This is a genomic window from Acidovorax sp. GW458-11-26-14-TSB4, from assembly GCF_059423865.1.
On sequence record NZ_JBWKYR010000027.1, the window covers coordinates 41,580 to 61,528 of the forward strand.

Annotated in this window: 17 protein-coding genes; 2 read left to right on the plus strand and 15 right to left on the minus strand. The window is 66.3% G+C overall.

Annotated features, from left to right (window positions below; genetic code table 11):
* Nucleotides 1-75 precede the first annotated feature (75 nt).
* The gene (locus tag AC07X5_RS29245; RefSeq protein WP_494772989.1) at nucleotides 76-894 is read left to right on the plus strand and encodes an HDOD domain-containing protein; all 819 of its coding nucleotides are present in this window, start codon (nucleotides 76-78) and stop codon (nucleotides 892-894) included.
* A gap of 59 nt (nucleotides 895-953) precedes the next feature.
* Here the strand turns inward: AC07X5_RS29245 and AC07X5_RS29250 are convergent, their stop codons facing one another.
* The 15 genes from AC07X5_RS29250 to AC07X5_RS29320 all read right to left on the minus strand — a co-directional run bounded on the left by AC07X5_RS29250 (nucleotide 954) and on the right by AC07X5_RS29320 (nucleotide 19,521).
* Nucleotides 954-3,260: an NADP-dependent malic enzyme gene (locus AC07X5_RS29250; protein WP_494772990.1), complete on the minus strand. Its 2,307-nt coding sequence runs from the start codon at nucleotides 3,258-3,260 to the stop codon at nucleotides 954-956.
* 586 nt (nucleotides 3,261-3,846) lie between these two features.
* On the minus strand, nucleotides 3,847-5,670 hold the full coding sequence (locus AC07X5_RS29255; RefSeq protein ID WP_494772991.1) for an ATP-binding protein: 1,824 nt from the start codon (nucleotides 5,668-5,670) through the stop codon (nucleotides 3,847-3,849).
* 27 nt (nucleotides 5,671-5,697) lie between these two features.
* Nucleotides 5,698-6,402: a PspA/IM30 family protein gene (locus tag AC07X5_RS29260; protein ID WP_494772992.1), complete on the minus strand. Its 705-nt coding sequence runs from the start codon at nucleotides 6,400-6,402 to the stop codon at nucleotides 5,698-5,700.
* A 16-nt stretch (nucleotides 6,403-6,418) separates the two neighbouring features.
* Complete coding sequence (locus tag AC07X5_RS29265; RefSeq protein ID WP_494772993.1) at nucleotides 6,419-7,270, minus strand: hypothetical protein; 852 nt, start codon at nucleotides 7,268-7,270, stop codon at nucleotides 6,419-6,421.
* A 7-nt stretch (nucleotides 7,271-7,277) separates the two neighbouring features.
* Nucleotides 7,278-8,171, minus strand: coding sequence for a hypothetical protein (locus AC07X5_RS29270; RefSeq protein ID WP_494772994.1), 894 nt, complete (start codon nucleotides 8,169-8,171; stop codon nucleotides 7,278-7,280).
* Nucleotides 8,168-9,004 (minus strand): ABC transporter ATP-binding protein, encoded by an 837-nt coding sequence (locus tag AC07X5_RS29275; protein WP_494772995.1) that lies wholly within the window; start codon nucleotides 9,002-9,004, stop codon nucleotides 8,168-8,170. The genes AC07X5_RS29270 and AC07X5_RS29275 overlap by 4 nt, the downstream gene beginning before the upstream one ends.
* 34 nt (nucleotides 9,005-9,038) lie before the next feature.
* Nucleotides 9,039-9,842, minus strand: coding sequence for an ABC transporter permease (locus AC07X5_RS29280; RefSeq protein WP_494772996.1), 804 nt, complete (start codon nucleotides 9,840-9,842; stop codon nucleotides 9,039-9,041).
* Between the two features lie 13 nt (nucleotides 9,843-9,855).
* On the minus strand, nucleotides 9,856-11,565 hold the full coding sequence (locus tag AC07X5_RS29285; RefSeq protein ID WP_494772997.1) for a phosphate ABC transporter substrate-binding/OmpA family protein: 1,710 nt from the start codon (nucleotides 11,563-11,565) through the stop codon (nucleotides 9,856-9,858).
* Between the two features lie 17 nt (nucleotides 11,566-11,582).
* Nucleotides 11,583-12,284, minus strand: coding sequence for a hypothetical protein (locus AC07X5_RS29290; RefSeq protein ID WP_494772998.1), 702 nt, complete (start codon nucleotides 12,282-12,284; stop codon nucleotides 11,583-11,585).
* Nucleotides 12,285-12,523: 239 nt separating this feature from the next.
* Nucleotides 12,524-14,011 (minus strand): nucleobase:cation symporter-2 family protein, encoded by a 1,488-nt coding sequence (locus AC07X5_RS29295; protein WP_494772999.1) that lies wholly within the window; start codon nucleotides 14,009-14,011, stop codon nucleotides 12,524-12,526.
* Nucleotides 14,012-14,161: 150 nt separating this feature from the next.
* Nucleotides 14,162-14,926: a GntR family transcriptional regulator gene (locus AC07X5_RS29300; protein WP_409961487.1), complete on the minus strand. Its 765-nt coding sequence runs from the start codon at nucleotides 14,924-14,926 to the stop codon at nucleotides 14,162-14,164.
* A gap of 45 nt (nucleotides 14,927-14,971) precedes the next feature.
* The gene (locus AC07X5_RS29305; protein ID WP_494773000.1) at nucleotides 14,972-15,748 is read right to left on the minus strand and encodes an aspartate/glutamate racemase family protein; all 777 of its coding nucleotides are present in this window, start codon (nucleotides 15,746-15,748) and stop codon (nucleotides 14,972-14,974) included.
* A 30-nt stretch (nucleotides 15,749-15,778) separates the two neighbouring features.
* Nucleotides 15,779-17,275 carry an NCS1 family nucleobase:cation symporter-1 gene (locus tag AC07X5_RS29310; protein ID WP_494773001.1) on the minus strand — a complete coding sequence of 499 codons (1,497 nt, stop codon included), beginning with the start codon at nucleotides 17,273-17,275 and terminating at the stop codon, nucleotides 15,779-15,781.
* Between the two features lie 219 nt (nucleotides 17,276-17,494).
* Complete coding sequence (locus AC07X5_RS29315) at nucleotides 17,495-18,199, minus strand: GntR family transcriptional regulator (RefSeq protein WP_494773002.1); 705 nt, start codon at nucleotides 18,197-18,199, stop codon at nucleotides 17,495-17,497.
* Nucleotides 18,196-19,521: a C4-dicarboxylate transporter DctA gene (locus AC07X5_RS29320; RefSeq protein WP_494773003.1), complete on the minus strand. Its 1,326-nt coding sequence runs from the start codon at nucleotides 19,519-19,521 to the stop codon at nucleotides 18,196-18,198. Before AC07X5_RS29320 ends, AC07X5_RS29315 begins: the two co-directional genes overlap by 4 nt.
* A 280-nt stretch (nucleotides 19,522-19,801) precedes the next feature.
* Here AC07X5_RS29320 and AC07X5_RS29325 point away from each other — a divergent pair.
* On the plus strand, nucleotides 19,802-19,949 hold a 148-nt coding region (locus AC07X5_RS29325; protein WP_494773008.1), incomplete at its 3' end, for a transposase family protein.

Here is a 19,949-nt window from a genome sequence, read left to right on the forward strand (position 1 = left end):
AAAACCTGCCCCTGCAAAACCGTGCCGGTGGTACAACGAAAGTCCATTCATACCCCATGGTCAAGGGAGGATCGCATGGCAAATATCCAGGAATTCTTCGAGAACGTGCAGTTGCCCACCATCCCCGACGTGGCGCGCGAGCTGATCGCCACCATGAAGGAGGACGACATCCCCTTCGAGAAGGTGCGGGCAGCCATCTCCAAGGACCCGGCCCTCACGGCCAAGCTGATCCGCCTGGCCAACAGCGCGCGCTTCGGCCTGCCGCGCCAGGTGGCCTCGCTCGATGACGCCATCACCATGGTGGGCCTGAACCAGGTGCGCACGCTGGCCCTGGCGTCGTGCATGTCCGGCGTGTTCAAGGATGCGCAGGGCGTGGACGCCGACGCCTTCTGGAAGGAGAGCATGGCCATTGCCGGCTACTCGCAGTGGCTGGCGCGCACCCTGGGCTCGGACGTGCAGGAGTCCTGGCTCGCGGGCTTCCTGGTGCGGTTGGGCGAACTCATCATTGCGCAGAAGATGCCCGAGCAGATCCCCGCCATCGAGCAGCTGCCCCACCACGCGGGTGGCCGCTGGGAGCGTGAGCGATCCCTGCTGGGCTTTACCGAGGCGCAGGTGACCGGCGAGCTGGCGCGGCGCTGGCGCTTCCCGGACACCATCGTGCGCGCGCTGGAGACGGCCGAGGATCCCGTGGCCTCGAACCCCTTCTGCCGCCTGGGCGGCATCCTGCACGTGGCCACGCTGCTGGCCGAGATCGGGCTCGAAGAGCCCAAGTCGCCCGCCGACACCATTGCCAGCCTGCCCGCCGAAGTGACCAAGGCGCTGCAGCTCGATGCGGACTGGCTCATCGAGCACCTGCCGCCCGTGGCCAATTACGTGGACGTGTCAGTACGCTGACTGCCCCCAAAAAGCAAAAGAGGCCCGAGGGCCTCTTTTTTTGTGGGCACCGATGCAGATCAGCGCTTGCGCGTGGCCGCACTGGCAACGGCCAGCGCGGTCATGTTGAACACCCGGCGCACCGTGGCCGCAGGGGTCAGGATGTAGGCCGTGGCGGCACCGCCCATCAGGATGGGGCCCACGGTCACACCGCCGCTGGTCGTGGTCTTGAGCACGTTGTACAGGATGTTGGCTGCATCCAGGTTGGGGCAGATCAGCAGGTTGGCCGAGTCGGTGAGCGTGGAATCCGCCATGTAGGCATTGCGGATGTTGGGCTCCAGCGCGGCGTCGCCGTGCAGTTCGCCATCGCACTCGATCTCGGGGTGGGCGGCCACGAACAGGTCGCGCGCCTCGCGCATCTTGCGCGCCGAGGGGCGCTTGGACGAGCCGTAGCTCGAGTGCGACAGGAAGGCCACCTTGGCCGGCACGCCGAAGTGCTGCACCTCCTGCACCGACATCCAGGCGATGTCGGCCAGTTGCTGCGCCGTGGGGTTTTCGTTCACGTACGTGTCGGCGATGAACAGCGTGCCGCGGTTGGTCATCAGCGCGTTGAGCGCGGCGTAGTCGTTCACGCCCTCCTGGCGGCCCAGGATGCTGTGGATGCGCTCCAGATGGGTCTCATACGTACCCACCAGGCCGCAGATCATGGCGTCGGCATCGCCCAGCGCCACCATCAGCGAAGCGATGATGGTGTTGGAGCGGCGCACGGCCGCCTTGGCCACTTCGGGCGTGGCGCCGTCGCGCTTCATGAGGCCGTGGTAGTGCTCCCAGTACTGGCGGAAGCGCGGATCGTCCTCGGGGTTGCACACCTCCACGTCCTTGCCCAACTGCATGCGCAGGCCGGCCTTCTCGATGCGGGCAGCGATCACGGCGGGGCGGCCGATGAGGATGGGCTGGGCGATCTTGTCGTCGATGGCCATCTGCGCGGCACGCAGCGCGCGCTCGTCTTCGCCATCGGCGTAGGCCACGCGCTTGCTGCCTTCGGGCAGGGACTTGGCCGCGGTGATCACCGGGCGCATCAGCATGCCGGTCTGGTAGACGAAGCGCGACAGGGCCTCCTTGTAGGCCTCCATGTCGGTGATGGGGCGCGTGGCCACGCCCGATGCCTCGGCCGCCTTGGCCACGGCGGGCGCGATCTTCAGGATCAGGCGCGAGTCGAAGGGCGTGGGGATCAGGTAGTCGGGGCCGAAGGTCAGCTCCTTGCCGGCATAGGCGCTGGCCACTTCCTCGCTCACGTCGGCCTTGGCCAGGTCTGCGATCTCGCGCACGCAGGCCAGCTTCATGGCTTCGGTGATCTTGGTCGCGCCGCAGTCCAGCGCGCCGCGGAAGATGTAGGGGAAGCACAGGACGTTGTTGACCTGGTTCGGGTAGTCCGAGCGGCCCGTGGCGATGATGCAGTCCGGCCGCACGGCCTTGGCCAGCTCGGGGCGGATCTCGGGTTCGGGGTTGGCCAGCGCCAGGATGATGGGCTTGGTGCCCATGGTCTTGACCATCTCGGCCGTGAGCACGCCTGCTGCCGAGCAGCCCAGGAACACGTCGGCACCGTTGACCACGTCGGCCAGGGTGCGAGCCTCGGTCTTTTGCGCATAGCGCTGCTTGGAGGCATCGAGCCCGCCGGGGCGGCCGTCGTAGATCACGCCCTTGGAGTCGACCATGTAGACGTTCTCGCGCTTCACGCCCAGGCCCACCATCACGTCCACGCAGGCAATGGCCGCGGCGCCCGCGCCCGACACGGCGATCTTCACCGCGCCGATCTCCTTGCCCACCAGTTCCAGGCCGTTGAGCAGCGCGGCGCTGGAGATGATGGCCGTGCCGTGCTGGTCGTCGTGGAAGACCGGAATGTTCAGCCGCTCCGACAACTTCTTCTCGATGTAGAAGCATTCGGGCGCCTTGATGTCCTCAAGGTTGATGCCGCCCAGCGTGGGCTCCAGCGAGGCGATGATCTCGACCAGCTTGTCGGGGTCGCGCTCGGCCAGCTCGATGTCGAACACGTCCACGCCCGCGAACTTCTTGAACAGGCAGCCCTTGCCCTCCATCACCGGCTTGCTGGCCAGCGGGCCGATGTCGCCCAGGCCCAGCACGGCCGTGCCGTTGGTCACCACGCCGACCAGGTTGCCGCGCGAGGTGAAGTCGAAGGCCTTGGAGGGGTCGGCCTGGATGTCCAGGCAGGGGTAGGCCACGCCGGGCGAATAGGCCAGCGACAGATCGCGCTGGTTGGACAGCGGCTTGGTCGGGGTGACCGCAATCTTGCCCCGGCTGGGGTTGCGGTGGTATTCACGGGCGGCGTCGCGCAATGCCTCTTCGGCAGCGGAAAGGTTCTGTGTCATACGGAAATCCTGCAGGAGATTCTCAGCAAATGCCGAAAATGAGCTTACTCCATGGCGAAGGCGATGGGAGTGAGGGTTCGGGCTTGTTGACACTATTTTCGGGGATCGCGTTGCCCGGCCTGGGGGCAGGATGCAAGGCGCCCGTGCGCAGCAAGGTAGGCACCTTGCAAGCGCGGGCAACGCCGCAGACGGCCCCCAGGTCGGGCAACCCGAAGGGAAGGCCCTTGCCGGCGCGCCACTCGTCGTTGCGCTCCTTGCGTGTGCAAGAGCACACGCTGCGTCGCGCGCCTAGATTGGCACGCCGGCAAGGGCCTTCGCGACCCCGAAAATAGTGTCAACAAGCCCACGTTGATTGCATGGAGTCCAACCCTGATTCCATGGGTGGCATGGCGGCAGGGGAGGGGCCTGCCGCGCCCTGGTGGGGCTGGCGAGGCGGGAGGCCAGAAGCCTCGGTCGGCGGGGGAAGGATGGTACCCCCGGGGACTGCGATAGCCGGATTGTCTTCCTTTTCAGAAAGCCAGTACCGGCTTCCAGGTTGGGGCAGCCCTGCCTTTTTGTTCCGGGTGCTGGCCCTGTCCTTGCTGGGCTACAGCCGCAGCTGGGCGCGCACGCGCTTCATCTCGGCGTGCAGCTCGTCGGTGGTGCGGTGCTTGAACTTCTCGGGCAGCAGGCTGCGGCGCGATGCCTCGGAGATGGCGAGCAGCTCCATGTACTCGATCATCAGCGTGTCGCGCGTGGGCATGTAGTCCACGGCGGCCTGCAAAAACACCTCGCGCGTGAGCCGGCCATCGCCGCGCTCGGCCAGGTCGATGGACAGCAGCGTCAGCGCCTCCAGCTCGGCGTTGGAGAACTCGGTGTCTTCGAGCGCGGCCTCCATCCAGGCTTCATCGGCGCCATCGTCCTGCTCCTGCTGGGACAGCGGCTCCACGGCCTTGCCAAAGCGCTTGAGGATCACGCGCACGATGTTCGCGCGCTCGGCCCCGTTCTCGGGGAAGAACAGCGGTATCTTGGTGTCGAAGCGGCCGGGCCGCTTCATGTCGGCGTCGAGCTTGTCGGGCCGGTTGGTCATCATGATGAACAGCACCTGGCCGCGGTTGTCGGTGTCCGACATGAACTCCTTGAGCCGCGCCGTCACGCGCGACGACGTGCCGCCATCCTCGTCACCCTCACCGCCCAGGCTGCGGTCGCCCTCGTCGATGATGAGGGCGATGGGCCCCATGGCCTTGACCATGGCCAGCACCTTCTCCAGGTTGCTCTCGGTCGCGCCCACCCACTTGGAGCGGATGTTCTTGAGCATCACCGCCGGTATGCCGGCCTCGCGCACGAAGGCCTTGGTGACGAAGGTCTTGCCCGAGCCCATGGGCCCCACGACCAGAATGCCCATGGGGATGCGTGCCACGTTGCCCGAGCGCACGGCGGCGGCAATGGCAGCCAGCTCGGCCTTGACCATGGTCATGCCGCCCACGCCTTCGAGACCGAATTTCGGCTCGACGAACTCGATCAGGCCAAAGCACTCCTGAGTCACCAGTTCGCGCTTGCGCGTGCGCAGCAGCGCCGCGATCTCCTCGAAGGCATTGCCCTTGGCCGGCGCCTTGCTGCCCGGCTGCAGCAGGTGGCGTATCTGCTCGTTGGTCTGGCCGCTGGTCAGCTTGGTGAGCTGCTTGGCGCGCGCCTCGGCGTCCTCGGTGCCGGCGATCAGCTCCTTGATCAGGGCCTCGCGCTCGGCATCGTTGGGCGCCTGCGTGTTGCTGTCGTTGCCCAGCAGGCCAAACAGCTGCACCAGGCGCAGGCCCGAGGCCTGCTGCGCCAGCCGCGTCACCTGGTCGGCGTGCAGCGAGCTGTCGGCCATGCGGATCGTGGTCTCGCGCTCGGCCTGGCCGGGCATGGGGATCTCGACGGTGGCGATGCGCGGGTTCGACAGGATCTGCGCGTTGAGCTCGGTCAGCGATTCGACCAGCAGGAACACCACGTTGTCGCTGTCGCCGATCTGCGGGCTCAGCGACCAGCGGTGCAGCTTGGCGATCGCCTGGCGGTCGTGCATGGTCATCATGCCCGGGTCGCCCGCGGGGAACAGCGAGCCCGCGTAGTGGATCACCACCGCCGTGCCGCTCTCGTGCATCAGTGCTTGCTCGATCCCGTCGAGCGGCTCCACCTCGGCGTCGAAGGCCCGGCCCGCCAGCGCCTGCGTGCCCGAGGCGATGCTGTGCGAGAGCACGCGCTTCTTCTTGCCTTCCAGCAGCGAGCGGAACAGGTACTGCTCCAGCTCCACAAACTTGCCATCGAGCAGGATGCGGTCGTAGATGTTGCGGTACAGCACGAAGACCGAGGCATCGCCGCCCAGGTAGCGCCGGCGCACGGTGTCGACCCAGGCCGGCGTGGCGGGCACTGGGGAGGGGGTAGGTGTGCTCACGGGTTTCCTTGGGCGACGGCAGGCTGGTTACATCTGCTTGGCGCCAGCGCCCTGTGCGCGGGCCGCCTTGAGCTGCGCCAATTGCGCCTCGGCCGTGGCACGCGAGGCGCCCTTTTGCAGGCCTTTCATGCGCACGTCCAGGTCGGCGCCGCGCAGTTCGTCGCCCAGGTTGGCTTCGGAGATCACGTTGGCGATGTGGCCACGCACGTTGTCCAGCGCGCGGATCTCGGCGTCCACCGACAGGCCTTCGAGCTGGCTGTGGATCTGGATCTTGGCCTTGGCACCGGCCAGCTTGGCCAGGTTGCGGTCGCGCTCGTCTTCCACGCGCTTGATCTCGCTCTTCATTTCCAGCAGCGCATCCTTGATCTTCTCGGCCTCGGCCATGGCCGTTTCGGCCTCGGCCGTGAGCTCGGTCACCGCCTGGTCGTTGTCGTTCTTCATCTGCAGGATGCTCACGGCCAGGTCGTCCTGGTTGGTGTCCATGGCCTGCTGCAGGTTGGCTTCGAGCTGGGCCTGCTTTTGCTTGGCGTTGTGCAGGCGTGTGGTCACGTCGTCGCGCTGGCGGATGATGGCGCCCGCCGCCTTCTTCAGGCGGTCGTAGTTGGCCTTCATGCTGTTGATCGAGTTCTCGTACGCGATCTCGGGATTGTTCTTCTCGATGCCCGAGACGAACAGCGAGAGAAAGCCGGTGAACAGGTTGCTCAGGCGGCCGAGGAAGTTGGAAGAAGCCATGGTGCAGGTTCCTTGCTTAGCTGATGTTGACGTTGTCGAAGAAGGTGCGGTGGTCCTGGGCAAAGGCGACAAAGCCCTGCTCCACCTGGGCCAGCATGGCGGCGTGCTGGACGGGGGGGATGTACGCAAAGGCGGCGTTCACGCCCTGGGTGGCCCACTCGAAATGGTCGGCCTCCACGGCACCGCCTTCGCCCGAGTGGATGCCCACCCACGACAAGGCCTTGTGCTTCGTGCCGCCGATGTCCACCTCGGTGTGGAACAGGCGCTCGGCCAGGTTGCCGCCGGCCTCGCGCAGCGTGGCGCCGATCACGGTGAACTCGCGGTCGGCCAGCAGCTCGCTGCCCAGGTGGTAGCCCATGGCGTGAAAGATGGCGTCCAGCGTGTCCGGCTGCCCACCGCCGTAGCCGCTCAGCACGCCCTGGTTCAGCACCTTGAGCCAGGCCGGCTCGGCCGCCAGCGCGTTCACCGTGGCCATGTCGGCGCCGGGCATGGTGGTCTGCACGATGCCCTTGAGGAAGGCCTGCGCCAGGCTGCGGTGCGGGTCGCGGGCGCGGGTGGAGTGGTCGTCGAACTCGTCGCGCGCCGCGTCGAAGATGTAGCTGGCCACCAGCACGTTGCGGTCGGCCGCGGGCAGAAACGGTTCGGCCGGGTCGGTGAACAAATGGCGCGCGCAGCCGATCTTGCCAGCCAGCGAGGCCACGCTGCAGCCGAAGTAGCCGTTCCAGGCGATGTAGCGCGCGAAGAAGCGCACCAGCTTGCCCGGCTCGTCGGACACGATGGCGGCCTTGAGCGATGCCTCCATCAGGCGCGTGTACTCGTCGAAATCGACAAGGGTCTGCAAATGGGACTTCTGTACGGTGGTGGTCATCGGGGCCTCATTTCACGGATTGGGCAACGGGGCGGGGTGCCGCTGGTGCGGCGTTGGCCTTGGCTGCGGCAGGGCTGGGCACATGCACGCCGATGGTGTCCAGCTCCTCGCTGATATCGGCTTCCAGGTTCTCTTCGATGGCCAGGCGGTCCACGCTCTCGCGCAGCCGGGCCGAGGCATCGCTGGCCATGGGCATGGACACGGCCTGCTGGAACACCTCTTCGATGATGTCCGGCATGGACACCATGGCCGCCTCGATGGCGAACATGCGGCTGCTCAGGCGGCTGCTGCTTTCCAGCAGGCGCTGGTAGTCCTTGCGCGCCTGCAGCAACTGGCGGCGCTCACGCTCGCCGGTGGTCGCTTCCAGCTGTTCTTCCACGCTGCGCAGGCGGTCGGCGATCTCGCGCTTGCTCAGCTGGCTCTGGCGTTCGTTGGCGCTCACGATGGCCAGCCAGCGCGCCAGGTAGTCGCGCGTCACGTCTTTGAGGCGGTCGATGTCCTCCACGCTCAGCGCGCAGGTGCGGGCCTTGACCATGCGCTCCAGCGCGTCGATGCGGTCCAGCGTCTGCAGGTACACGCGCATGCGCTTGGAGCTGGGGTCGCACTCATTGCGGTCGCCCAGTTCCTTGAGCAGGCTGTCCACCTGCGCTTGGTAGCGCATCGCGGCGTACTTGCGGCGCACGCTGTAGCGGAAGGTGGACATGCCCGGCACATACAGCAGCGCCAGCCCCTCCACGGCCGCATACGCCGTGCCCACGAAGATGAAACCCGGCAGCCCGTAGGGGAAGGAGGCCAGCACCGCCAGCGCGGCCGCGCCCAGCGAGGCCGTCACATTCCACTTGCTGGTCAAGAACTCCTGGATGTACGGGGGCTCTTCCCGCTCGCCCGGGTCGAATTTCATACGCTCAGCGTGATCTGGCCATGGCCCTTGGCGTCGCGCAGCGACGTGAGGATGCGGTCCTGCATGCGCAGCGTCTCGGTCGAGCGCGCCCACGCCTCCGAGCGCGGGTGCTCGGCATGGATCATGAAGTCATCGGCAATCCTGGCCGGCTGGGGCGAGAGCACGATCACCCGGTCCCCCAGGGCCAGTGCTTCGCTCACGTCGTGCGTGACAAACACCACCAGGCAGGGGTTGGCCTTGCACAGCGCCAGCAGCAGGCGCTGCATCTCCTCGCGCGTCTGCGGGTCCAGTGCGCCGAAGGGTTCGTCCATCAGCAGAATGCGCGGTTGCAGCACCAGCGCGCGTGCCAGCGCCACGCGCTGGTTCTGCCCGCCCGAGAGCTGCGCCGGGCGCATGGCCTTCTTGTCGGCCAGGCCCACGGCGGCGAGGATGGTGTCCACGCGCTCCTTCACCTCGGCCTGGGTGATGCGCCCCTTCCAGAGCTTGAGCGTGAAGGGGAAGGCCACGTTGTCCCACACCGTCAGGTCGGGCCGGTTGGCGTACTGCTGGAACACGGTCACCGCATCGTCGTGCTGGTCCAGGCACTCCTTGCCATCGATCTCCACCCGGCCCTGGGTGGGCGTCTTCACATTGAACGGGCGCACCCCGCCCATCATGCGCATCAGCGTGGACTTTCCGCAGCCCGAGGGGCCCAGCAGCATGTTGATGCTGGGGTTCTCCAGGTGCAGGTCGATGCCGTCGATCACGCGCAGCACGCCCCGGCCGTTGGCGGCAGGGTACTCCTGCACGATGCCGGTCATCTGGATGGAAATGCTCACAGTGCTCGATGTCATGCTTGGCTTGTTGTTGTAAGGGTTCTCCGGGCGCTCACACCGTGCTTTCCCACGGGAACATCTTGCGCTTGGCCCAGGTCATCAGCCGGTGCGTGATCAGCGCCAGCGCGATGATGGTGATGATGCCCGCGAACACCTGGTCCATGGCCGAGAAGCGGCGCGCGTTCTGGATCAGCTGGCCCAGGCCCTCCTTGGCGTTCACGTACTCGGCCACGGTGATGTAGGTCCACATGACGGACACCGCGATGATGATGCCGTCCACGATGCGCGGCATGGCCATCGGGATCACCGCGCGGCGTATGCACTCCCACGGCGTGGCGCCCAGGTCGCGCGCGCTCACCCAGTACGACTGCGGCACCGAGCGGATCGCGTCGCGCACCAGCGGAATCAGGTAGACCACGGCGCCCGAGAACAGGAAGAAGATCTTCATCTCCTCGCCAATGCCGAACCACATCACCATGATGGGCAGCAGCGCCACGATGGGCGCCGAGCGGAACGGGTCGATCAGCGGCGACAGCGTGGCATTGATGCGCGGCGAGGCCCCCATCAGGATGCCGATGGGCAGCCCGATCAAGATGACCAAGATGCCGGCCACCACCAGGCGCCCGCCCGACCACAGCACCGAGGTCAAGAGCAGGCTCTCCTGGCGCACGGGGTCCCAGGCCAGGCGGTAAAAGGCCGTGGCCACCTCCCAGGGGGCGGGCAGGCGGTTGGAGCTGACCAGGCCCGACGCGCTCAGCAGCGCCCAGGCCACCAGCACCGCCACCACAGCCCCCACGCCCAGCATGCGCTGGGTCTGGGGCGCGATCGGATGGCTGGGGTTCCAGAAATGCGCCATCGCTGCCGCTCCCTCAGCGGGCCAGCACGGCGATGCGCGTGGCGCGGTTCATCTGGCGGCAGGTGTCCAGGTCCACTTCCAGCGCGGCGGGGTTGGCTTCGTTGCAGATCGGGTTGTTCGAGCCATTGCCCACCACCTTGAAGCGCGCGGCCGGAATCTCCCACTGGGTCACCACGTACTTGGTCACCGCATCGGCGCGCGCCTTGGACAGGCGCTGGTTGGCCTGCGCGCTGCCGGTCGAGTCGGTGTTGCCCGAGATCTCGAAATACGCCGAGCCATTGCTGTTGATGAAGGGCACCACCTGGGTGTCGATCACCTCCTGCGCCTTCTTGGTCAGTTCGGCCTGGCCCACGGGGAAGTTCACGCTCACCGGCTTGGTCAGCGCCGCGGGGCGTGCCTCGGCCTTTTGCATGCCGGCCGTGTCGAAGGTGAACTCGGGCTTGGCGGCGGCGGCGCGCGCGGCCTGGTTGTCCTTGAGCAGGGCGTTGATGAAGCGGTAGTCGAACGAGTTCTGCGGCGAGACCACGGGCGAGTTCGGGTTGGCCAGCGAGCCGGCGGCGCGGTAGATCGCGTCGAACTCGCGGTACACGCGCTCATAGTGGTTGGTGTCGCCCGCCAGGCCCAGAATGCGGGCGTTGTCGTCCAGGCCCGTCCACACCAGGTTGGAGAACAGGCTGCTGATGAAGGGCATGCCCTCCTTCTTGGCCAGCTGGTCGAAGAAGGGCTCGGTGCGCACCAGCGCCTCGGCGGCACCGGCCGGGTTGGCGCGGGCGGCGGTCACGCCGTCCATCCAGCCCTTGACGAAGCCCTGGAAGGCCTGCTGGTTGGCAGGGTCCTGCAGCAGCTTCTGGTTGCAGACCATCACGTCGTAGATCAGGTTGGTGGCCACCTTGGTGGAATACACCACACGCGCGCCGGGGGTGGACTTGACGGCCAGCGACAGGTCCGGGTCCCACAGCACGGCCGCGTCCACGCTGCCCGCAGCAAAGGCCGCGCGCACGCCGGGCGTGCCCTCGTCGGCATTGATGTAGACCACGCGGTCCAGCACATTGGCCTTTTGCTTGGCGCTCAGGCTGGAGTTGTTGATGGCGTTGATGAACAGGCCGTGCGAGGGCGTGTACTTGAGCAGCGCCACCTTCTTGCCCACCAGGTCCTCGATACGCTTGATCTCCGGGTCGCGCGCGATCACCGCGTCGGCGCCCTGGGTGTTGTCCACGATCATGATGGCGCGGCCATCGAGCTTGGTGCTGATCAGGTTGGGCTGCTCCTGCGCCCAGAAGTCCGAGGTGCGCCACGCGCACTGCGCCGTGTTGCTCTCGAAGATGGTGGTCAGCGTGGGGATGTCGTCCTGGATGATGAACTCAACGTTCACCCCGGCCTTCTGGAAGATCGAGCCCGGCTGCGTCTTCAGGCTGTTGCCGTTGGCCACCAGGGCCGGCGCATAGCCGTGAAAGCTCACGATGCTGACCTTGAGCGGGTTGCCGGGCGAACCCAGGGCGCCGCCCTTGGGCGCGGCGGCTGCCGGAGCCGAGGGCGCGCTGGTGTTGCCGGTGGCCACGGCAGGCGCCGAGCCGTTGCTTTGGCTGGCGACTTCGTGCGAGGCCTCGGTCTTGCCCAGCTTGTCCTGTACCCACATCTTGCCGCCCATGTTCCACAGAACGGAACCGGCAGCCCCCACGACGATGACCGCGATCAGCGCCTTGCCCAGACCAGTCAGTTGCATTGCTCTACTCCTGTTATTTATTTTTGAATCGGTGAACCACCGGAGAACGTGATGACGATCTGGCCGAGGCGGTTCATCTCCGCATCGAGCCGGGCCGACTCCCTGTCCCCCGCCTCCTGGTTCGTCCTGGCGGCCGCACGCACGTCGGCCATCTGCTGCGCGGCACGCGCCACGCCGCGGTCCAGCAGCGCCGTCAGCTCTGCGATCTGCTTGCGCACCTGTGTGCTCTTGTCCTGCTCCTCGGCCTGGATGGCCGCGATCTCCCGGTCCGCATTTTGCAGCGCGGAAGCCACTTGCTGGGCGATTTTCTGCTTGGCAATGGCCAGCGCCTTCACCTTGCGTTGCGCGTCCAGCACGGAATCATCCACCGTCCATGTGTCGTCGGCCTCGTCCATGGCGCGCACGGCCTGCTTGCGCACTTCCATGGGCATGCTTTCCAGCCCGGCCATCAGCTTGAGCAGCTTTTCTGCCGTGTAGGCCACCACGGGCACATTGGCCTCGCGGTACAGGTCGGCAAAGTCCTTCTGCTCGGCCACCACGCTTTGCTCGGGCGCGAGCATGGGCTGCGGGGCCGCAGCGGGCGCAGGCGCGGGTTCCGGCTCCCGTTCGGGCTCGGGTTCGGAATAGGCCTCCGGTGGCGTGTCGTCCTGGGCGCGGTCTTCCGGATCGAGGGTCACGAGTCCGGTCGCCGCCAACATCTTGCTGAGTTTGGTACGCATGGAAATCCTTGCAAAGCAGCAATCAATGTAACGTACTGCACGGCACGCCAGCGTGCACGGATGCAAGTTACGCGCCTGCAAAGCGTGCCTTATGGCACGCTCCAGAGGGGGAATAGCCCGCCCGGGAGGTACCTGCTTTTCCATCGATGTTGCATGGGTTTTTGTGCGACCGCTGCCCGTCCAAGCAAAAAAGGCCCCCGGCGGTCAGCCGGGGGCCTTTTGGAAGAGGGCGGGGCAGGTCAGTGCGCGTCGGCCTGGCGGGCGGCGTTGATGACGGCCGAGGTATCGCCCCGGGCACCGTTGAAAAACACATTGAGCGCCACGGCGGTGATGGAGGCCAGCAAAATGCCCGACTCGATCAGCGGGTGGATGGCATGCGGCATCCACTGACGGAAGTTGGGCGCGATCAGCGGGATCATGCCCACGCCGATGGAAACCGCCACGATCATCGCGTTGAAGCGGTTGTTGCGGAAATCCACCCCGCCCAGGATGCGGATGCCCGTGGCCGCCACCATGCCGAACATCACCAGCCCCGCGCCGCCCAGCACCATGGTGGGCAGCGACTCCACCAGCGCCGCCATCTTGGGCAGCACGCCCAGGATGATGAGGATCACGCCGCCGGCCACGCAGACAAAGCGGCTCTTCACGCCCGTCACCGCAACCAGGCCCACGTTCTGCGAGAAGCTGGTGTACGGGAAGGTGTTGAACACACCGCCCAGCAGCGTGCCCAGGCCATCGGTGCGCAGGCCGCGGGTCAGGTCGTCCTGCTCGATCTTGCGGTCCGTCATGTCCCCGAGCGCCAGGAACATGCCGGTCGACTCGATCATCACCACGATCATCACCAGCGTCATCGTCAAGATCAGGATGGGGTCGAACACCGGCAGTGCGATCTCGAACGGCAGCACCAGGTCGAACCAGTCGGCCTTGCCCACCTTGTCGAACGTCATCAGCCCCATGGCCGCCGCCACCACGCCGCCGATCACAATGCCCAGCAGCACCGAGATATTGGCGATGAAGCCCTTGGCGAACTTGGCGATGAGCAAAATGGACACCAGCACCAGGGCCGAGATGCCCACGCCCGTCAAGTCCGCATAGCGCGGGTTGGGCACCGTGGGCACCACCGCAAAGCCCTTGGGCACCGGCGGCAGCGAGGAGCCGGGGGCTCCCGCGGCCGACTGCGCCTCGGTCAGCCACTTGATGTGCTCGGGGTTCACCACATTCGGTGCCGTGGGGCCCACCGGGTTGCCAAAGATCCAGTTGATGCCCACCCGCATCAGGCTGATGCCGATGACCGCAATGATGGTGCCCGTGACCACCGGCGGAAAAAAGCGCAGCATGCGGCTGACCATGGGCGCGATCAGGATCGAGATCACCCCCGCCCCGATCACCGAGCCGAAGATCAGCCCCGCCCCGGCCGTGCCACCCGTGCTCTGCGCCATGGACACCATGGGCGCCACCGAGGCGAACGTCACCCCCATCATCACCGGCAGCTGGATGCCGAACCAGCGCGTGGCCCCCAGCGCCTGGATCAGCGTGACCAGCCCGCAGACGAACAGGTCGGCCGAGATCAGCTTGGCCACCTGGTCGGGCGTGAGGTTCAGCGCCCGGCCCACGATCAGCGGCACCGCCACCGCCCCGGCATACATCACCAGCACATGCTGCAGCCCCAGCGCCCCCAGGCGCCCTATGGGCAGTTGTTCATCCACGGGGTGCACGGAGGTGGACATGGGAGGGCTCCTTCAGGGGTTCATTGTTGGGGATAGGGGGACGGTATCCATCTTCCGTGTACAACCATCCATACAAAAAGTGTATACACGTTATGGTGACGGTCTTATCCCGGTAAACCCTAGGGCAAGCTCTGTTGTCGTTGGGGGAGATCAGGCGAGCAATGCCTTGACCAGGTCCAGTTGCCTATCCGGCCGCCCGGTATCCAGCGCCAGGTTCGCCTCGATGCGCTCCAGGTGCTCCGTCATGCTGGCCACGGCGGCGGCCACGTCGCCGGTCTTGCACAGCGCCAGGAAGTCCGCATGCTCCTCCGACGAGCAGTGCGGGTCGTTCGACGAGTCGTACAGCATGGCGATCAGCGAGCTGCGTGCCACCAGGTCGCGCACCAGCTGGGCCAGGGTCTGGTTGCCGGCCGCCTCGGCCAGCACCACGTGGAAGTCGCCCAAGAGCTTTTCGCGCACCCGGCCAGTAGTGGTGCTCTCGCGCAGCGCCGCCCGCTCGAAGCGGATGTGCTGCTCCAGCATCTGGTAGTCGGCCGGCGTGGCGTTGGCGATGAACAGGCGCACCACCTCGGCCTCCAGCACGCGGCGCACGCTGAACACCTCGCGCGCCTCCTGCACACTGGGCCGGCTCACGAAGGCGCCCTTGTCGGGGATGATCTCGATCAGCTTGTCCTTGGACAGCATCACCAGCGCCGCGCGGATCTTGGTGCGGCTCACGGTGTAGACGCGGCCCAGCGCCTCCTCGCGCAGCCAGGTGCCCGGCGGCAGGCGCTTTTCGACGATGGCGGTGGCCAGGTCCTGGGCAATGCTCTCGGTGGAGGCCAGGCGCCCGTCGGCCACTGTGTCGGGCGTGGGCTCGGTGTCTGGTGCCAGGTCGGCGGGAAGGGCTTTGGGGCTCGTGCGGGCGCGGGGCATGGGGTCCAATTGTGGCGTGATTCGCCCGCGAGCGCGGATCAGGCCTCAGGCCGCGCGGGGTATGCGAACCGGGGGCACCACCACCACCGGTGGCAGCGCAAACCCCGCCAGCGCCCCGGCCATGGCCTTGGGCAGGGGCCGCGCCAGCTCGCCGTGCTTGCTGGTGGAGAGGCCCAGCAGCACCAGCGATTCCACCATCGACGTAGCGGCCGCCACCCCGTCGATCACCGGCACACCCAAGGTTTGTGAAATGTGCTCGCACAGGTCGGCCATGCCGGCGCAGCCCAGCACCAGGGTGTCGCAGCCGTCCTCGGCCAGGGCGCGGCGGCACTCGTCGGTGATGCGCTCGCGCGCGTTCGATCCGGGCACCTCCAGCTCCAGCACCGGCAGCTCGCAGGCGCGTACGTTGGCGCAAAAGCGCTGCATGCCGTAGATCTCGGCCAGGTGCCAGGCCTGGCCCATGGTGCGGCCCAAGGTGGTCACCACCGAAAAGCGCGATCCCACCATGCTGGCCATGTGCATGGCCGCCTCCGCAATCCCCACTACCGGCCCGCGCGCCAGCTCGCGCGCGGGCTTCAGGCCCGGGTCGCCAAAGCAGGCGATCACATAGCCGTCCACCCCATCGCGCTCGCCGGCCGCAATCTCCTGCAGCAAGCCGGGCACGGCCAGCGCCTCGTCGTAGTGGCTCTCGATGGAGGCCGGGCCCATGGCGGGGCTCACCGCCACCACCTCGGTGCCCGGCCGCGCCACGGCGCGCGCGCAGGCCCCGATCTTCTCGGTCATGCTCCAGGTGGTGTTGGGGTTGATGATCTTGATGCGCACGGCTTCAGCTCTCTCTTTCTTGCATTCAGTTCAGTTCTTGCGGTTCAGCACCAGGTAGATGACGAAGCCCAGGCCCATGCCGATGAACCAGGCGTAGTTGGCGGCCGGCCGCAAGGTGGGCACGATCACGCACAGGATGGGGATCAGCGCCGACGGGACCATGGTCCACACGGCGCGCGGGTTGTAGCCCTTGCTGTACCAGTAGGCGCCGTGCTTGCTCATGGTGTAGAGGGCATCCACGTCCACCTGCTGGCGGCGCACGATGTAGTAGTCGGCGATCAGAATGCCGAACAGCGGCCCGATGAACGAGCCCAGCACGTCCAGCGTGTAGTGGATCACCTCGGGGTTGGCATACAGGTTCCAGGGGGTGATGAAGATCGAACCCACGGCCGCGATCATGCCGCCCGTGCGCCAGCTGATGTGCTGCGGCGCCACGTTGGAAAAGTCGAACGCCGGCGACACGAAGTTGGCCACGATGTTGATGCCCACCGTGGCGATCATGAAGGTCAGCGCGCCCAGCACCACGGCCGTGGTGCTGTCGATCTTGCTCACGGTGTGCACCGGGTCGGTGATCAGCTCGCCAAACACCGGCAGCGTGGCCGCCGTGGTCACCACCGTCAGCAGCGAGAAGAACACGAAGTTCACCGGCAGGCCCCAGAAGTTGCCCTTCTTCACTGCGTCAAAGCTCTTGCCATAGCGCGAGAAGTCGCCAAAGTTCAGCATCGGCCCGCTGAAATAGCTCACCACCAGCGCAATGGCCGACAGCATCACCGGCAGCGCATCCCAGCCCTGGAACTTGACGCCCCCCAGGTTCAGGTCGATGTTCTTCCAGCCCGCCTTCCACACCAGCCAGCCGCACAGCACGGCCATCACCACGTACACGGCCGGGCCCGCCCAGTCGATGAACTTGCGTATCGCCTCCATGCCGTGCCAGAACACCAGCGCCTGCAGCACCCACATCACCATGAACGCCACCCAGCCCAGCGTGGACAGCCCGGCAAAGCCGTGCTGCGCCACATCGGCATACGGCGCCAGGTTGGGAAAGAAGTGCAGCGCCAGCAGCAAGAATGCGCCCGACGCCAGGTAGGTCTGAATGCCGTACCACGCCACCGCGATCAGCCCGCGGATGATGGCCGGTATGTTGGCCCCCAGCACCCCGAACGACGCGCGGCAGATCACCGGGTAGGGCGTGCCCGTCACCTGGCTGGGCTTGGCCACCAGGTTGCAGAAGAACTGCACGATCACGATGCCCACCAGCAGCGCCACCAGCACCTGCCAGCTCGACAGGCCCAGCGCGAACAGGCTGCCCGCCGTGATGTACCCGCCCACGCTGTGCACGTCGGACATCCAGAACGCAAAGATGTTGTACTGGCCCCAGGTCTGGCGCTTCAGCGGCGCCAGGTCCTCATTGGTCAGGCGCGGGTCGTAGCCCGGCTTGATCAGGGCATTGCCATGGTGCGGCCCGGCGGGCTGCGCGCCTGCGGCTGCTAACGGTGTGCTGCTGCTACTGCTGACGGCTGTATTCACGGGTGTCTCCTCGTGTGGAAAAGGACGGGTTCCAGGCATCTGCGGCCTGGTTGAAATTTGCACCCTATATTTGTATACAAAAATAGGATGCAATAAAACACCATCCAGACGGGAAATTCCTGGGGTTTACCCGGGGTGCCTGCGGTGCGCGCAAAACAAAGCCGCCCGGGCCTTGTCGGCCGGGGCGGCGATGAGAGAAGGGGGAAAGGGGAGGGCGGCTCAGCCGTCAGTGCCAGAGCGGGTGCCCGCCAGCGGGCTCAGCGAATCGCGCAGCCGGTCGCGCACCAGCGGCTGGCCGGGGTTCAGCGCCGCCTCCACATGGCCGATGTGCGCCAGCAGCCGCTCGCGCGCCAGGGCTGTGTCGCCGGCCTCCAGCGCTTCGACAATCGATTCGTGCTCGGCGCACGACTGGCTGGCCTCGTGCCGCGACTGGTAGAGCGATGCCGCCAGCGTGGTGCGCGCCGTCAGGTCGCGCAGGATATCGCTCAGGCTGCGGTGGCCCATGCTCTCGGCCAGGCACACGTGAAAATCGGCCAGCAGAAAGGCGCGCGTCGCTGCATCCGCTCCTTCGATGGCCTGCTGCTCCTCGGCAATGTGTGCGCGCAACCGCGGCGTCACCGCCTGCAGCGGCCGCCCCGCGTCGGCCAAGATGCCCGACTCAATGATGCGCCGGGCCGAGAATGCATCGCGCGCGTCCTCCACCGAAGGTTCCACCACATACCAGCCCCGGCGCGGGCGCACCTCGACAAAGCCACGCGCCTGCAGCTGCATCAGCGACTCCCGCACCAGGGTGCGGCTCACGCCGAACAGATCGGCCAGCTCCTGCTCGCCCAGGCGCTCGCCGGGCGCGAGCTTCTGGGCCAGGATGGATTCGACCACCTGCTGGGCGATCTGGGTCTGGCTGCTGGTCGGGGTGGTGCTCATGCAGCCGATTGTGGCGTGACTCGGGCCGCTGCCATCTCGGGGGCGGGCTCGATGGGCGCCACGTCCTGCCCGTCCAGCACCGCATGGGCACGGCTGCGGTCGATGTCACCCTCCCACGCGGCAATCGCCACCGTGGCCACGCAGTTGCCGATCAGGTTGCCCAGGGCGCGGGCAATGCCCATGAACCAGTCCACCGACAGCACCAGCACCAGCCCGATGGCCGGAATGGCCGGAATCGCCTGCAGCGTGGCCGCCAGCACCACGATGGCCGAGCCTGGCACCCCGTGCGCGCCCTTGGAAGTGACCAGCGAGATCGCCAGAATGGTCAGCAGGTCCGCCATCGAGATCGGCGTATTGGTCGCCTGCGCAATGAACACCGCCGCCAGCGTGATGTAGATCGAAAACGCGTCCAGGTTGAACGAATAGCCCGTGGGGATCACCAGCCCCACCGTCGAATCGCGAATGCCCATGTGCTTGAGCTTGGCCATGATCTGCGGCAGCACGCTGTCCGACGAGGTGGTGGCAAACACCACCGCCAGCTCCTCGCGCAGGTAGCGCAGCAGCTTGAACAGGCTGAAGCCCGACACCCGCATGATGGTGCCCAGCACCACCGCCACGAAGATCGCCACCGCCGCATAGAACAGCACCACCAGCATGCCCAGCTGCTTGAGCGAGCCGATGCCGTACTTGCCCACCGTGAAGGCAATGGCCCCCAGCACGCCCAGCGGCGCCAGCTTGATGATGATGCCCATGGTCTTGAACAGCACGTGCGAAAGGTCCTCGATCAGCACCGTGACCCGCGCCCCGCGCTCACCCAGCATCGCCAGCGCGCAGCCGAACACGATGGAGAACAGCAGCACCTGAAGCACATCGCCATTGGCAAACGCGCTGACCGCCGTGTTGGGAATCAGCTTGAGCAGAAAGTCGGTAAACCCACCCCCCGTGAGCTTGCCCGCGTTCTCCACGTAGGCGCCCATGGCCTTGGGGTCCAGTGCCTTGGGGTCCACATTCATGCCCACGCCGGGCTCAAAGATGAAGGCCAGCGCCAGCCCCAGCACCAGCGCCACGGTGGTCACCACCTCAAAGTAGATCAGCGACTTCACCCCCACCCGGCCCACCCGCTTCAGGTCCCCCGTGCCCGCAATGCCATGCACCACCACGCAGAACACGATCAGCGGGATCAGCATCTTGATCAGCTTGATGAAGCCATCGCCCAGGGGCTTGAGGGCAATCGCAGTGTCGGGCCAGACAAGGCCCACCACGACGCCAAGGACCACGGCCAGGACGACCTGGCCGAACAGGGATTTGAAAAACCGGGGCATGCCTATGTCTCCTTCAGGTCAACGCTGTCTTGAAAGCAAATCTTGCATACAAGAAATGTAGGCAAGTTGGACCGTGGGCGTATGAGGGTATGCCCTGGGTGGCACGTCAGCAGAGTGACAGCAGCCAGGCTTCGATTTCAGAATTCTTGAAGGTGCAGACCGCACTCTGCGAAGAACGGGCTTATGTAAGCGCTCTTGGGAGCACAGCACTCTATGCAAGCAATTTACTGTGTTTAAATAAGGGGTATCCACTTAGCTCCAGTGATGCCAAAATCACTGGATGGAAACCCAGATACTAGCGCCTTCTCCCGGCCAGGACTACCCCCGCACCTGGAACGAGTTTCTTGACTGGTTTGCCACCGAGGAGGCGTGTTTGGCCTTCCTTGAGCGGCTGCGCTGGCCCGATGGTTTTGTCTGTCCGCGCTGCA